Origin of the sequence: Streptomyces sp. NPDC058045, from assembly GCF_042885635.1 — a bacterium.
Taxonomy (GTDB): domain Bacteria; phylum Actinomycetota; class Actinomycetes; order Streptomycetales; family Streptomycetaceae; genus Streptomyces.
Genome location: NZ_JBHVRR010000085.1, coordinates 1 through 13,699, shown reverse-complemented (window position 1 = coordinate 13,699; position 13,699 = coordinate 1). Strand labels below are relative to the sequence as shown.

The 13,699-nt window shown below is 68.2% G+C and carries 12 protein-coding genes and 1 pseudogene; 11 read left to right on the top strand and 2 right to left on the bottom strand.

All coding sequences use genetic code 11. The annotated features are described in order from the left end of the window. Nucleotides 1–146, bottom strand: a 146-nt coding sequence (locus ACFVST_RS28255; protein WP_390156435.1) for a transposase, incomplete at its 3' end; no start/stop codon positions are given. Between the two features lie 142 nt (nt 147–288). Between ACFVST_RS28255 and ACFVST_RS28250 the strand changes: the two genes are divergently transcribed. Continuing rightward, a complete protein-coding gene (locus ACFVST_RS28250; protein ID WP_390156434.1) occupies nt 289–1,272 on the top strand; it encodes an IS481 family transposase in 984 nt (327 codons plus the stop codon). Here the strand turns inward: ACFVST_RS28250 and ACFVST_RS28245 are convergent. Next, nucleotides 1,269–2,222, bottom strand: a complete 954-nt coding sequence (locus ACFVST_RS28245) for a sugar-binding transcriptional regulator (RefSeq protein WP_390156433.1) — start codon at nt 2,220–2,222, stop codon at nt 1,269–1,271. The two genes, ACFVST_RS28250 and ACFVST_RS28245, sit on opposite strands and share 4 nt — an antisense overlap. A 595-nt stretch (nt 2,223–2,817) precedes the next feature. On the opposite strand from ACFVST_RS28245, the gene ACFVST_RS28240 reads away from it, so the two are divergent. From ACFVST_RS28240 to ACFVST_RS28195, 10 genes and pseudogenes are all read left to right on the top strand, one after another. Beyond that, nucleotides 2,818–3,849 carry an ABC transporter permease gene (locus ACFVST_RS28240; RefSeq protein ID WP_390156432.1) on the top strand — a complete coding sequence of 344 codons (1,032 nt, stop codon included), beginning with the start codon at nt 2,818–2,820 and terminating at the stop codon, nt 3,847–3,849. Nucleotides 3,850–3,987: 138 nt separating this feature from the next. After that, nucleotides 3,988–4,956: a substrate-binding domain-containing protein gene (locus ACFVST_RS28235; RefSeq protein ID WP_390156431.1), complete on the top strand. Its 969-nt coding sequence runs from the start codon at nt 3,988–3,990 to the stop codon at nt 4,954–4,956. A gap of 20 nt (nt 4,957–4,976) precedes the next feature. Further along, complete coding sequence (locus ACFVST_RS28230; protein WP_390156430.1) at nt 4,977–6,482, top strand: sugar ABC transporter ATP-binding protein; 1,506 nt, start codon at nt 4,977–4,979, stop codon at nt 6,480–6,482. Nucleotides 6,483–6,944: 462 nt separating this feature from the next. Further along, the gene (locus ACFVST_RS28225; protein WP_390156429.1) at nt 6,945–7,847 is read left to right on the top strand and encodes a transketolase; all 903 of its coding nucleotides are present in this window, start codon (nt 6,945–6,947) and stop codon (nt 7,845–7,847) included. Next, complete coding sequence (locus tag ACFVST_RS28220) at nt 7,844–8,815, top strand: transketolase family protein (protein WP_390156428.1); 972 nt, start codon at nt 7,844–7,846, stop codon at nt 8,813–8,815. The genes ACFVST_RS28225 and ACFVST_RS28220 overlap by 4 nt, the downstream gene beginning before the upstream one ends. After that, entirely contained in the window at nt 8,812–10,320 is a 1,509-nt protein-coding gene (locus ACFVST_RS28215) for a glycerol kinase (RefSeq protein ID WP_390156427.1), read from the top strand. The genes ACFVST_RS28220 and ACFVST_RS28215 overlap by 4 nt, the downstream gene beginning before the upstream one ends. An 83-nt stretch (nt 10,321–10,403) precedes the next feature. Continuing rightward, nucleotides 10,404–11,201, top strand: coding sequence for an SDR family oxidoreductase (locus tag ACFVST_RS28210; RefSeq protein WP_390156426.1), 798 nt, complete (start codon nt 10,404–10,406; stop codon nt 11,199–11,201). A gap of 51 nt (nt 11,202–11,252) precedes the next feature. Beyond that, a complete protein-coding gene (locus ACFVST_RS28205) occupies nt 11,253–12,047 on the top strand; it encodes an SDR family oxidoreductase (protein ID WP_390156425.1) in 795 nt (264 codons plus the stop codon). Nucleotides 12,048–12,616: 569 nt separating this feature from the next. Then, nucleotides 12,617–13,004, top strand: a pseudogene (locus tag ACFVST_RS28200) (hypothetical protein). Between the two features lie 245 nt (nt 13,005–13,249). Next, on the top strand, nt 13,250–13,399 hold the full coding sequence (locus tag ACFVST_RS28195; RefSeq protein ID WP_390156424.1) for a hypothetical protein: 150 nt from the start codon (nt 13,250–13,252) through the stop codon (nt 13,397–13,399). Nucleotides 13,400–13,699: the final 300 nt, after the last annotated feature.

The window sequence follows — 13,699 nt, the reverse complement described above, 5'->3', positions numbered from 1 at the left end:
AGGTCCATCCACGGCGTCCCGGTGCGGTACTTGAACGCGATCGCGTCGATCACCTGCCGGTGATCCCGCCACCGCCCACCCCGCTTCGGCGTCCGATCCGGCAGCAACGGCTCGATCCTCGCCCACTGGGCATCAGTCAACGACACACAACAACCAACGACCAGGTGATCCGAAGGAAACGGCCTAGCTGTATTGATCACGAGCGTTGTTGACACTCGGCGGGCTTGATCATGGTGAAGACCTCCGGTGTGGTGGAGCTGTCTAGGACTGCACCGCACGGAGGTCTTCGTGTCCCACCGTAATGCCCGGCTGACCGTCTTCGGGAGACGGCTGCTCGTCGAACGTGTCTGTTCCGGCCGTCCAGTTGCTCATGTGGCCGCCGAAATGGGGATCTCCCGGGCCACAGCCCACGAGTGGATGCGCCGGTGGCGGACGGAGGGCGATGCGGGCCTTGTCGACCGCTCCAGCCGGCCGCACACCACACCGCACCGTACGGCTCCCGCGGTCGAGACCCGCGTCTGCGAGCTCCGCCAGGCCCGCAAGCTCGGCCCCGCCCGCATCGGCCCGATCCTGGGCCTGCCCGCCTCGACCGTGCACCGCGTCCTGGTCCGGCACGGCCTGAACCGTCTGACCTGGCTCGACCGGCCGACGGGCGAGCCGATCCGCCGCTACGAACGCGCCCGGCCGGGAGAACTGGTCCACGTCGACATCAAGAAGCTCGGCAACATCCCGGACGGCGGCGGATGGCGGACCGTCGGCAGGACGGCCGGTGACCGCAACCGCCAGGCCACCACCACCGAGCGCAAGAGCTGCCACCCGGTCATCGGCTACAGCTACATCCACTCCGCCGTCGACGACCACTCCCGCCTCGCCTACACCGAGATCCTCACCGACGAACGCCAACACACCGCCATCGCCTTCTGGCAACGCGCGAACACCTTCTTCCAGACCCACGGCATCACCGTCGAACGCGTCCTGACCGACAACGGCGCCTGCTACAAGTCCAAGCTGTTCACCCAGACCCTGACCAGGGCCGGCATCCTCCACAAGAAGATCAGGCCCTACCGACCACAGACCAACGGCAAAGTCGAACGCTTCAACCGCACCCTCCTCGACGAATGGGCCTACCTACGCACCTACACCTCCAACAACGAGCGCACCCAAGCCCTGGCAGACTTCCTCCACACCTACAACCACCACCGCAGCCACACCGCACTCGACGGACACCCACCCATCACCCGCGTCAACAACCCTCCGGGCCAATACACCTAGGCCATGAGTGCTGAACCCGTCTCCTGATCCGTCACGAGGATATCCACCAGGCCGCCCTCGACGGCTGCCCGGATTGATCTGTGTTTCCGGTTGCCGCCGGCCACTCCCACCTTCCGGCGAGCGGCGGCAAGCTGCTCACGTGTGATGCCGACGACTCGGGAGTCCATTTCGAACTCGACCGGCCGCCCTTGGGTGTCGTAGAAGTGCAGGCACACATCGCCGACCGCGCCGAGCTTCTCTAGTTCGGCGCGTTCCTTGCTGGAGAATGCGTTTCCGCTGCGGGCGAGGGTGCTGGATGGGGTGATTTCGCCGATGCCTACCAGTGCGATGTTCAGTTCGTCCAGCTCGCCCAGTGCTGCCGAGATGAATGGGTCGGCTCGTAGTGCGCGGGCGCTCTCTGCTGATCCTGCTACGCCGGGTGCCTGTAGGTAGACGGCTTCACCATTGACCAACTGCGCTAGCTGGCCGGTCATGCGCGAGGCGTGACCGGCGGCGGCTGGGTCGCCGATCCCGCCGACTGCTTGCACGATGCGCACTCCCTTGAGTCCGGGGACTGGCTGCATCGCTTGAACTGTGGCAAGCAGGCTGGCGCTCCAGGAGGAAATGCCGACGACGTCACCTGAGCGCAAGGTCGTCTGCAGGTAGTAGGCGGCTGCCGCGCCAAGATCGCCGAGCATCATGCGCTCGTTGTCGGGGGCGGTGTCGACGACCAGGGCCAGTTTCAGCCCGTACCGTTCCTGGAGGCCGTCCTCCAGGTCCGGGTGGGTGCCGGACGGCGGGGTCACGGTGATCCGCACGATGCCTTGGTCCTGTGCCTTCTTCAGTAGCCGGGACACCTTCGCCTGTGAAAGGTCCAGGCGCGCTGCGATCTCCGGCTGACGTATGCCCTGAAGGTGGTACAGCCTGGCCACGTGTGTCATCATCCGCAGTTCCTCGCCGATGATCGCCACGGGACACCCCTCCTGTCGTCTTCTGCCGTCCAGGTCGTGGGGGCGCACGCTCAACCCCCCGGCCCTGCATAGATATTCGCACAGCGCGGCGGAGTTGAGGCGGTGCGGAGCGGATCCCTCTCGGCAGCGACGCCTTGCGCGGCCCGCCGAACCGGGATCGGCCGGTGGGACGGCGGGCTTCCGGACCGCGACCACCCTCGACCAGGGTGTCGGCAACGTCGGCAAGGGCGTCGATTCACCCTATTGACACGCGGCCGAAACGCGCTCAGCATGAGGAACATTCCGATTCATTGCTGAATAGAAATTCAGAGGGTTGTCGGCCAGTCATCGTTTCCCCTCTCCCTCACGCCCTCCCGCTCGCCGGGCCCGCTCTTCCGGACGGCGCTGCGGGGCCACGGCGACCGTCTTGTTCGTGCGATCGAGGACGATCCAGATGCTCATCACAGACCCAGCCGGGACGAGGCGGTTCCGGGAGCGGGGCCGTTGTATCGCCCGTGATCCGTAGTGCCGTACGCGCGGCGCGTGACAGCCATCGATCGCTGTCCGCGCCACCTCTCCCGACTTGGATGCATACCTTCACTATCCGGAGACTCTCATGAGTACGACCAGCAAGGCGGCGGCGTCCACGGACCCACAGCCGACCGGTGAATCGCAGTCGGTGGAACGGCGGATGAAGGCGCCTGCCTGGGCGACGGCACTTTTGACGGGGTCTCGGGGTCCGGCGCTGGGCCTGCTCGTCATGTGTGTCGTCTTCTTCATCGCGACGCCGTTCTTCCTTACCCAGAACAATCTGCTGAACATCCTTGACCAGACGGTGATCCTCGGTCTGCTCGCCTTGGGGATGACTGCCGTCATCGTGATCGGCGGTATCGACTTGTCGGTCGGCGCGGTGCTGGCCCTGGCGACGATGACGCTCGGCTGGCTCTCCCATGACTTCGGATGGCCGTTGTGGCTCAGCGCGGTCACCGCCATCGGCGTCGCGGGGGTGTGTGGTGTGGCGAACGGCCTCGGCATCACGCTCGCCAAGCTCCCGCCGTTCATCGCGACCTTGGCGATGATGTCGATCGCCCGTGGTCTGGCCAACCTCATCACGGACGGGCAGCAGATCGTCGGATACCCCGGATGGTTCGGCAACCTGTCCACCACGCGCTATCTGGGCTTCTTCACGATGACGGCCCTCGTCCTCGTGGCGCTGTACGCGGCGGGGTGGGCGTACATGCGCTACCGCGTCGGCGGACGGGAGTTGTACGCCATCGGCGGAAGCTCCGAGGTCGCCCGGCTCGCCGGCGTCAGCGTGCGGAAGAAGACGGTACTCGTCTACACCGTGGCCGGTCTGCTGTCGGGTGTGGCCGGGGTCTTCCTGGCGATGCGTCTGGACTCCTCGCAGCCGAGCGCCGGACTGGGCCTTGAACTCGACGCGATCGCCGCCGTGGTGATCGGCGGCGCGAGTCTCAAGGGCGGTGTCGGCTCCGTCACCGGCACGGTGTTCGGCGTCCTGATCATCGGAGTCCTGCGCAACGGTCTGAACCTGCTGGGGGTGTCCCCGTTCGTCCAGCAGGTCGTCATCGGTGTGGTGATCGCGTTGGCCGTCATGCTCGACGTCCTACGGCGGCGCAAGGCCCACTGATCTCCCCGCGCCGAGCGGCCGCGCAGTCGCCGCGACCTCGTTCTCACCACTCCTTTCTCCACCTCTCACGTCTCCACCTCTCACGCTTTCACGCGCCACTGCCCGACTTGCCGGGCACGCCCCGAAGGAGCAGTTCTCATGAAGACCCAACACCTCGTCGCCACCAGCATCGTGGGCGTCTTGGCGCTGACCGCCACCGCCACCGCCTGCGGCCGAGGCGGCGGCGGTAAGACCACCTCGGACGGCAAGCCCGTGGTGATCGGCCTGGCCGTGGCCAACCTCCAGGCGGACTTCTTCAACCAGATCAAGCAGTCCGTGGAGGCCGAGGCCAAGAAGAAGGGGGCCAAGGTCGTCGTCTCCGACGCCCGTGGTGACTCGGCCACCCAGGTCAACCAGATCCAGGACTTCATCAGCCGCGGGGTCAGCACCATCATCTACATCCCCGCCGGCGCCACCGCGGCCGCGGTGCCGGTGAAGGCCGCGGAACGCGCGAAGATCCCCGTCATCACGGTCGACCGCAACCCGGCCGGCGCGCCTGGTAAGTCCTTCATCGCCAGCGACAGCGTCGCCGCCTCCAGGCAGCTCGGCGAGTGGGTGGTCAAGAAGAAGGGCGGCAAGGGGAAGTTGGCCGTTCTCCAGGGCCAGATCGGAACCACCCCGCAGGTGGACCGGCAGAAGGGGTTCACTCAGGCGCTCAAGACCGCGCCCGGTATCAAGGTGGTCTCTCAGCAGCCCGCCGACTGGGCGCAGGACAAGGCATACACGGTCGCCCAGGACATGCTCCAGGCCAATCCCGGCATCGACATCATGTGGGGCCAGGCCGACGCGATGGCGCTCGGTGCCGCGCGGGCCGCGAAGAGCGCCGGCGGGCCGAAGCGTCTGATCGTCGGCTTCGACGGTGACATCGCGGGCATGAAGGCCGTACGGAACGGCACCATCGACGCCACCATGGTCCAGCAGACGCAGAAGATGGGCCGGATGGCCGTGACGACCTCGCTGGACATCCTCGACAAGAAGAAGGTCCCGGCCGAGCAGCTTCTGCCCGCCCACCTCCTGACGAAGGACGACACGGCGAAGGCCGACCAGTACATCAAGACGCACCCGTGAGCGTGAGGACGAACACCGCCATGACACACGAAAGCCAGCCCCCGGACGGCGGGGCCCACGAGGGCCTCGTCGTACGGGGAGTGTCCAAGCGTTTCGGTGCCACCCGGGTCCTCGACGACTTCGACCTCGACGTACGCCCCGGTGAAGTGGTGGCGTTGCTGGGCGAGAACGGTGCCGGCAAGTCCACGCTGTCCAACATCATCGCCGGTTTGTTCCCCTCCGACACCGGCCGGATGTCCTGGCAGGGGCGGACCTATGAACCGAAGGCTCCCGGGGACGCCATCACCGACGGCATCGGGCTCATCCATCAGGAGACCCGCCTGCTGCCGGACCTGTCGGTCGCCGAGAACGTGTTCCTGGGCCGGCTCCTCACCCGTGGCGGACGGATAGACCGTGCGGAGATGAACCGCCGTGCGCGGGAACAACTGCACCGTCTCGGCCTCGACATCTCTCCCACCCGGCTGGTCGGCACGCTCGGCGTGGCCGCCCGGCAGCAGGTCGAGATCGCCAAGGCCCTCACGCTCGATGCGAAGCTGCTGCTCCTCGACGAGCCGACAGCCGCCCTCGGCGGCGACGAGACCGACCACCTCTTCGAGCGGATCGACGCGCTGCGCAAGCAAGGCGTGTCCTTCATCTACATCAGCCACCGGCTGGAGGAGATCGCCCGCATCTGCGACCGCGTCGTGGTGATGCGGGACGGAAAGCGAGTCGCCACCCATGCGAACGCGCGGGTCCCCGTGGCACAGCTGGTCGAGGAGATGGTGGGGCGCAGCGTCGACCGGATCTTCCCCGACACGGGAACTCCGGCGGAGCGTGAGGTGCTTCGGGTGGAGGGGCTCTCCAACCCGTCCTTCCAGGACGTCTCCTTCAGCGTGCGCGCGGGCGAGGTGTTCGGCATCGCCGGGATCGTCGGTGCCGGACGCACCGAACTCGTGCGGGCGGTCACCGGCGTCGACCCGGTGACCGGGGGAAAGGTGTCCGTCGACGGCCAGGTGCTGCGCCTGCGCGGGCCACGGGACGCCATCGAGGCGGGAGTGGTGCTCGTACCGGAGGACCGCAAGGGCCAGGGTGCCGTGCTCGATCTCTCGATCGGTGACAACGTGATCCTGCCCAACCTCGACCGGGTCGCCCGGCAGGGCTGGCTGACCTCGGGGCGCGTCGCCGCCGTGGCCGCCGACGCCATCAAGCTGATGACCGTCAAGGGGCGGCCCGAACAACCGGTGGGGACGCTCTCCGGCGGCAACCAGCAGAAGGTCGTCATCGCCAAATGGCTGGAGCGCCAGCCCAAGGTCATCATCCTCGACGAGCCCACGCGCGGCATCGACGTCGGCGCCAGGGCGGCCATCTACGAGGTGATCGCGGACCTGGCCCGGTCCGGTATGGCCGTCGTGGTGGTCAGCTCCGACCTCGACGAGGTCCTCGGGCTGTCCCACCGCGTGCTGGTACTGAGCCGGGGGCGGCAGCAGGGCATCCTGCCCGCAGCGGAGGCGACCGACGCCGCGGTCATGCACCTCGCCACGGCATGACCGACACCTGACACGGAGCAACCGCTCCTCTTGTCACAGGGCGCCCGAGGCCCCGTCATCGGTGGACGGCGCCTCGGGGTGCGCCACGGGACGTGGTCGGCTCGTCCTGTGCCGAGCCGATGGTGCCGCAGCTCGTCCTGTGCCGAGCCGATGGTGCCGCAGCCGCATCAGGAGCGGGTGTCCGAAGGGGCGTCCGGCCGTCGGGCGCCCCTCGCCTGATCGGGCGGGGAACAGGTGCGGGACGAAGTGCTCGCGGGCCACCCGGTCCGGGTCGGCCGGCCCGTCCGGCTCCACCCGAACTGCGACTTGGGTCTGCTGCTCACCCCGTCAGGGCTCCTTTCCTGCTCATCGGCATGTCGTGCCAGGTCCGGAACGCGGGCCCGCAGATTCTCGGGAACCCCGGACTCTTGACTCCTCCGAGTTCGGGGGCTTCACTACGAGTGAATCGTAACGCAGAGCTGAATGGATATGCACGTGGTCCTCACACCAGCACCCAGCGCCACGGCGCGGCTCGCCGACACCCGGCGGGAGCTGCGCGGGGCCCTCCCCGCAGAACGCACCACCCGCCTGACCAAGCTGGCCTACGCCATCCGCCGCGCCGACCTCGCAATGATCAGCAAAGCGGGCCAGGGCCACATAGGCGGTGACTACTCCGCCGCCGACATCGTCACAACGCTCTACTTCGCGATCCTCAACGTGGACCCGGAGAACCCCCACTGGCCCGAACGCGACCGCTTCGTCCTCAGCAAGGGCCACGCAGCCGGCATCCTCTACTCAACGCTCGCGCACGCCGGCTTCTTCGACAAAGCCGAACTGACCACGTTCATGGAACCGCTCTCACCCCTGAACGGCCACCCGAACCGGCGCAAAGTCCCCGGCGTCGAAACCAACACCGGTCCACTCGGCCACGGCTTCCCCGTCGCCGTCGGCATGGCCACCGCCGCCAAACTGGACAACTCCACCCGGCGCACCTTCGTCCTCACCGGCGACGGAGAGCTACAAGAAGGCAGCAACTGGGAAGCCGCAATGAGCGCCTCCCAGCAACGCCTGGGACGACTCACCGTGATCGTCGACCGCAACCGCTTCCAGCAGGGCGCAGCCACCGAGAAAACCTCCGGCCTTGAGCCGCTGAACGCCAAGTGGGCGGCCTTCGGCTTCGACACCCACGTCGTCGACGGCCACGACCACGAAGCGCTCTACCAGGCACTCAGCGAACAACGCCCCCTGACCGGCCGCCCCCGGTGCCTCATCGCCGACACGGTCAAGGGCAAGGGCGTGTCCTTCATCGAGGACCGCGTCGAGTGGCACCACAAAGTGCCCTCCGCCGAGCAGACCACCGCCGCCCTTGAGGAGCTGACCCGATGAGCACCACCGCCGCCGGAACCCCCGAACTGCACGACTGCCGCACAACGTTCGCCGAGACACTGATCGAGCTCGCCGAGGCCGACACACGCACCGTGGCCGTCTGCAACGACTCCGTCGGCTCGTCCAACCTGAAGGACTTCCAGAACCGCTTCCAAGACCGCCTCGTCAACGTCGGAATCGCCGAGCAACTCATGGTCGGCGTCGCCGCAGGGCTCGCCAACGGCGGGCGCATCCCCTACGTCTGCGCCGCCGCCCCCTTCCTGACCGGACGCGCCCTGGAACAGATCAAAGCGGACGTCGCCTACTCGCGCACCAACGTCAAGCTGTGCGCCATGAGCCCCGGCTTCGCCTACGGCCAGCTCGGACCCACACACCACGGCGTAGAGGACTTCGCCTGGATCCGCACCCTGCCCGAGATGATCGTCCTCACCCCCGCCGACCCGGCCGAGACACGTGAAGCGCTGCACTGGGCCCACCACTACGACGGCCCCGTCTACCTTCGCATCGGCCGCACCAAAGTACCCGACCTCACCCCGCACATCCCGTTCGAGACCGGCCGCGCGGCCCGGCTACGCGACGGTAGCGACATCACACTGATCGGCGTGGGCACCACCGTCTCCGCCACCCTCGACGCCGCACACCAACTGGCCGCCGAAGGCATCGACGCACGCGTACTGAACTTCTCCACAGTCAAGCCGCTGGACGAACAGGCACTGCTCGCCGCCGCCACCGAGACCGGCCGAATCGTCACCGTCGAAGAAGCCAACATCCACGGCGGCCTCGGCAGCGCGATCACCGAGTTCCTGGCCTCGCGCCAACCCGTGCCGATGCGACTGCTCGGCGTACGGGACGAGTTCACCCCCACCGGCAGCCCAGCCTTCCTAGCCGACTACTTCGGCATCGACGCCGAGTCCGTCGCACATGCAGCACGCGACCTGACCAGCGCAAGGCAGGGAGCAGCGGCATGAACAACCCCGGCCTCGGGACGGTCCTGGCGATCGACCAAGGCACCAGCGGCACCAAAGGACTGCTCGTCGCCGAGAACGGACAGGTCCTCGCCACCGCACACCGCCCCCTGGACCAGCAGCGCCCGCAGCCCGGCTGGGTCGAGCAGGACCCCTCCGCACTGTGGAACAGCGTCACCGGCGTCGCCGGAGAACTGGCCACCCGGGCCGCCGAACTCGGGGCCCGCGTCATCGGACTCGGCCTGAGCGTGCAACGCGAAGCCATCCTCACCTGGGACACGCAGACCGGCACCCCGCAGTCACCACTGATCAGTTGGCAAGACCGCCGCACAGCCGAGAAGTGCGCCAAGCTGGCCGCATCCGGCGACGGCAAGCTGATCACCGCCCGCAGCGGCCTGCCCGTCGACCCGATGTTCTCCGCATCCAAGGCAGAGTGGCTACTCGACTCCGTCGACGCCAACCGCGAACGCTCCAGCGCCGGACGGCTACGCGTCGGCACAGCCGACGCCTGGCTCCTCCACCGCCTCACCAGCGGCGCCACCGACGCCACCGAGACCGGCTGCGCCTCCCGCACCCAACTGGTCCGCCTCGACCACGCGGACTGGGACCCAGAACTGCTCGCCCTGTTCCACATCCCGCAAGCCGCACTGCCCCGGATCGCCGCCTCCGACGGCGCGGCACCGGAACTCGGCCGCACCAAAGACGTGCCCGGGCTCGCCGACGGGCTGCCGATCGGCGCCGTCCTGGGCGACTCCCACGCGGCACTGTTCGCACAAAGCCACGGCCGCCCCGGCATCGTGAAAGCCACGTACGGCACCGGATCCTCGCTCATGGTCCTGAACCCGGAAGGACGCCAGCCGGGGCACGGCGTGGCATCGACCCTCGCCTGGCGCCGCACCCGGGAAACGAGCCCCGCACACGCACTGGAGGCCAACATCGCCTCCGCCGGCACAGCCATAGGCTGGGCCGCCCACCTACTCGGCACGGACGCGGCGGGCATCGCCGCCCTGGCCACCCACGCCCGCCCAGGCACGGAGATGTACCTGGTACCGGCATTCTCCGGCCTGGGCGCACCGTACTGGGACCGCGAAGCCAAAGCACTGATGGTCGGCATGGACCTTGACGCCGGGCGGCCCGAGGTCGCCCGCGCCGCCGTGGAGTCCCTGGCCTTCCAGGTGGCCGACACCCTGACCAGGCTGGACACGGTTCTCGGCGCCCCGGCGAAGGAACTACAGGCCGACGGCGGCCCGACCGCCAACGAGAGCCTCATGGCACTCCAAGCCGAACTGATCGGCCGACCCGTGCTACGGGCCGGACGCCCCGAAGTATCCGCCCTCGGCGCCGCACACCTCGCCGGAACGGCACTCGGCCTCTGGAACGACGCCGACCTGCCCACCCTCACCCCGCACACCACCCGCTTCTCCCCGGACCGGAACGACGCCTGGCGCAACCACCGCATGTCCGGCTGGCGCGACGCGGTCGCCCGCGCCCGCGGCGCACAGAACTGAGCCGACCCCAGTTCGCACCCTCGCCGGACAGACGGCCCACCCACCCGCCACCCCACGTTCCCCCACGAGAAACCGGAGCAGACATGTCCGAACCGCAGACACAACGATTCACCGGCAAGACCGTCGTCGTAACCGGCGCCGCGCAGGGAATCGGCCGCGGCATCGCCGCCCGATTCGCCGCCGAGGGCGCCCGAGTCGTCCTCGCCGACCGGGACCCATCCGTCCACGACAGCGCCCAGGCGATCGGCGGCGACACACTCGCAGTACCCGCCGATGTCACCGACCCCACCCAGGTAGAACGCCTCTACACCACCGCCGAGCGGGAGTTCGGCACCGTCGACGTATCCATCCAGAACGCCGGCGTCATCACCATCTCCCAGCTCGCGGACATCACAGAGACCGACTGGGACCGAGTCCTCGACGTCAACACCAAGGGCGTCTTCCTCTGCGCCCAGGCCGCAGCCGCCGCAATGGCACGCCGCCCCCAGGGCGCCCGCGGCGGACGGATCCTCAACGCCGCCTCCGGACAGGCCCGCCAGGGCTTCATCTACACCCCTGCCTACGCGGCATCGAAATTCGGCGTCATGGGCCTGACCCAGTCACTGGCCAAGGAACTCGCCCCATCCGGAATCACCGTCAACGCCTACGCCCCCGGCATCGTCGGCAGCGACATGTGGGACTACAACGACCGCAAGTGGGGTGAACTCCTCGGCGACTACAACCCAGGCGAGCTGATGGCAGAGTGGGTCGGCAAAATCCCCGTCGGCCGCGCCGGAACCGCCGACGACATCGCCAACGTCCTGCTCTTCCTGGCCAGCACCGAGGCCGACTACGTCACCGGACAGACGATCAACATCGACGGCGGCATGTTCATGAGCTGACGCCCACCCCCACCCCCGATCGATTTCCCGCCGCCGAGAGATCCGAGCCCCATGAACACCACACCCCCCACCACAGCCTTCTCCCCCCAAGCCTTCTCCCTCAAGGGGAAACCCGCGTTCATCACCGGTGCGGGCAGTGGCATCGGCCAAGCCATCGCCCTGGGCTTCGCCGCCTGCGGCGCGGACGTCGCCTGCTTCGACCGCGACGCCCGAGCCGCCCAGGCGACCGCTGACCTGGTCCTCGCCGCACGAGGCCGCGCGATCGGCCTCAGCGGGGACGTATCCTCCCCCGACTCCCTCGCCGAGGCGATCCAGGCGGCCGCCAACTCGTTCGGCCCGATCCGTACAGCCGTCAACTGTGCGGGAGTCGCCGGCGCGACCGCCGCCGAGGACATGCCGGCCGACGACTTCCGCCGCATCGTGGACATCAACCTCACCGGAGTCTTCCTCAGCGCTCAGGCCGAGGCCCGCATGATGCTCGCCCAGGACGGCGGCTCGATCGTCAACATCGCCTCCATGTCCGGCACGATCGCCAACCGCGGCCTGCTCCAAGCGCACTACAACGCGTCGAAGGCCGCAGTCATACACCTCACCAAGAGCCTGGCCACCGAATGGGCCGACCGCGGAGTCCGGGTCAACTCCATCAGCCCCGGCTACACCCTCACCCCAATGAACAAGCGCCCCGAGGTAGCCGATCGACTCAAGGCGTACGCGTCCGACACCCCCCTCGGCCGGATCGCCGAACCCGAGGAAATGGTGGGCCCCGCCGTCTTCCTCGCCTCCGCAGCCGCATCCTTCGTCACCGGCGCCGACCTCGTCGTCGACGGCGGCTACGTGTGCTGGTGAGCGAACCCGGGCGCCGCTGCCACCGACGCACCCAGTACGGGCCCGGGACCTCCTGAACTCCCTTCCAGAACACACGACTTCCCATGCCCCTCCCCCAGGCACCGACCGGGATACCCGCTCTCGACCTCCCACACCTGCCGCTCCCAGGCCATCCTTCTCCCGTTGCGAGGTTCGGGAAGGGGCCGCTGGGTGTTCGGGTTTCTGCGTCATTGATGCGGGTTGGCGTTCGCGCTGGTGGATTGGTGTCTTAGCTGGTTGATCTTGATGGTGGTTTTCCGGATTCGGTGGTGGTGTGAGTCGTCGGACCTCCTTCTGGGTGTGTTCTGTAGCGCATGAGGGCGTGGGGCGGAGGCGAGACGGGGCCGCTGTCACTCGTCCAGGCGATCGAAGGGACGCGGGTCGGGGTGTCGGCTTTAGCGTCTCTGGCGGACATGCTGCTGACATCTGCGGAGCGTGCGGAACGCGCGGAGAAGGCCCGTGAGGCTGCGGGAAGGGAATGGGCTACGACCCCCCCCGCCGAGGAAGAAGCACCCAATGCGGAGCTGAGCTGGCGCCTGGGGCGCGCCCACGTGAGCGGCGCGGTGCATGTCCTGCTCGACACCTCCGCCCTGCTCGCTGCAGGGAGGGGGAACGCACTGGCGTCCCGGTTGATCCACCGCTCGCACACCGAGCCGGGCTGGTTCCTCTACGCCACGGCCTGCGCCCTGGTGGAGGCCGACCGGGAGCGTCCGGGCACGGGGGAGCATCTGGCGGCCCTGCCGGGAGTCACGTTCCTGAACCTGGACCTGCCCGCAGCCCTGACCGCAGGAGAGACCACGGGCACCTCTTGGGCCGCGGCACACACGCTGTACGCATCCCGGCCGAGCCTGGACCGCCCCGACGGCGCGGTGATCGCTACCACCACCCCGGACGCATGGGCCCGACACGGCGGCCCGCACCCTTGATCTGAGCCCCTGACGGAGCCACAGCACCGGCCAAAAGACCAGAAGAACAGTCAACTCCCGCAAGGCAGAAGCCAGTTGACCCTGTGAAGGCTCGATGCTGCAGCAGCGGGGTTGATCGGCAGCGGGTCCCCAGGTGATGGAGCCGCTCGCCGAAATCCGCCGCACCCGCCTGACCACCCTCGACCTCGACGGGCTCCTCGCTCACAGACCTGTCCCTGGTGCCCGGGAGGGGGCAATGTCGACGGGGAAACGCGCGTGATGATCGGCCCCTGGCTCTGCAAGACCCGCACCGCCCAGAAGAACGGTCAACTCTCCGACAGCAGATGCCAGTTGATCCAGAGCATCCTCGGTGAAGCCGACACCGCTCTCGCCGAAGAGGAGCGCCCCGAAAACACAGAGATCACTTAACTTTTTCGCCCACAACTCCGCTAAGGAAGCACCCCGGAAGCGCTACAGTAGAGGACCGGATCCGGAGGGCCCGCACCTCGACACGGGAGCGGGGGCTGGGGCCTGAAGCCGCGTCAGCATGACCCCGAACATAGGCAGTTCGCGTCAGGGTGGGGGTTGGGCGCGCTGACACGCCGTCAAGCGCGCGCCCAACCCTAACCTCAGGCCAGCGCGGAGCGCGGGCCGTTCAGGCCGGATCGCGGAGCGATCCGAGCCGCCGGACCACGGAGTGGACCGGCAAGGCATCACGGAGTGATGCCT

Excerpts from the sequence above, each read along its gene's own strand:
- ACFVST_RS28205 (WP_390156425.1), top strand. The coding sequence starts at position 11,253 with ATGAACACCACACCCCCCACCACAGCCTTCTCCCCCCAAGCCTTCTCC.
- ACFVST_RS28225 (WP_390156429.1), top strand. The coding sequence starts at position 6,945 with ATGGATATGCACGTGGTCCTCACACCAGCACCCAGCGCCACGGCGCGG.
- ACFVST_RS28230 (WP_390156430.1), top strand. The coding sequence starts at position 4,977 with ATGACACACGAAAGCCAGCCCCCGGACGGCGGGGCCCACGAGGGCCTC.
- ACFVST_RS28210 (WP_390156426.1), top strand. The coding sequence starts at position 10,404 with ATGTCCGAACCGCAGACACAACGATTCACCGGCAAGACCGTCGTCGTA.
- ACFVST_RS28240 (WP_390156432.1), top strand. The coding sequence starts at position 2,818 with ATGAGTACGACCAGCAAGGCGGCGGCGTCCACGGACCCACAGCCGACC.
- ACFVST_RS28220 (WP_390156428.1), top strand. The coding sequence starts at position 7,844 with ATGAGCACCACCGCCGCCGGAACCCCCGAACTGCACGACTGCCGCACA.
- ACFVST_RS28235 (WP_390156431.1), top strand. The coding sequence starts at position 3,988 with ATGAAGACCCAACACCTCGTCGCCACCAGCATCGTGGGCGTCTTGGCG.
- ACFVST_RS28195 (WP_390156424.1), top strand. The coding sequence starts at position 13,250 with ATGATCGGCCCCTGGCTCTGCAAGACCCGCACCGCCCAGAAGAACGGT.
- ACFVST_RS28215 (WP_390156427.1), top strand. The coding sequence starts at position 8,812 with ATGAACAACCCCGGCCTCGGGACGGTCCTGGCGATCGACCAAGGCACC.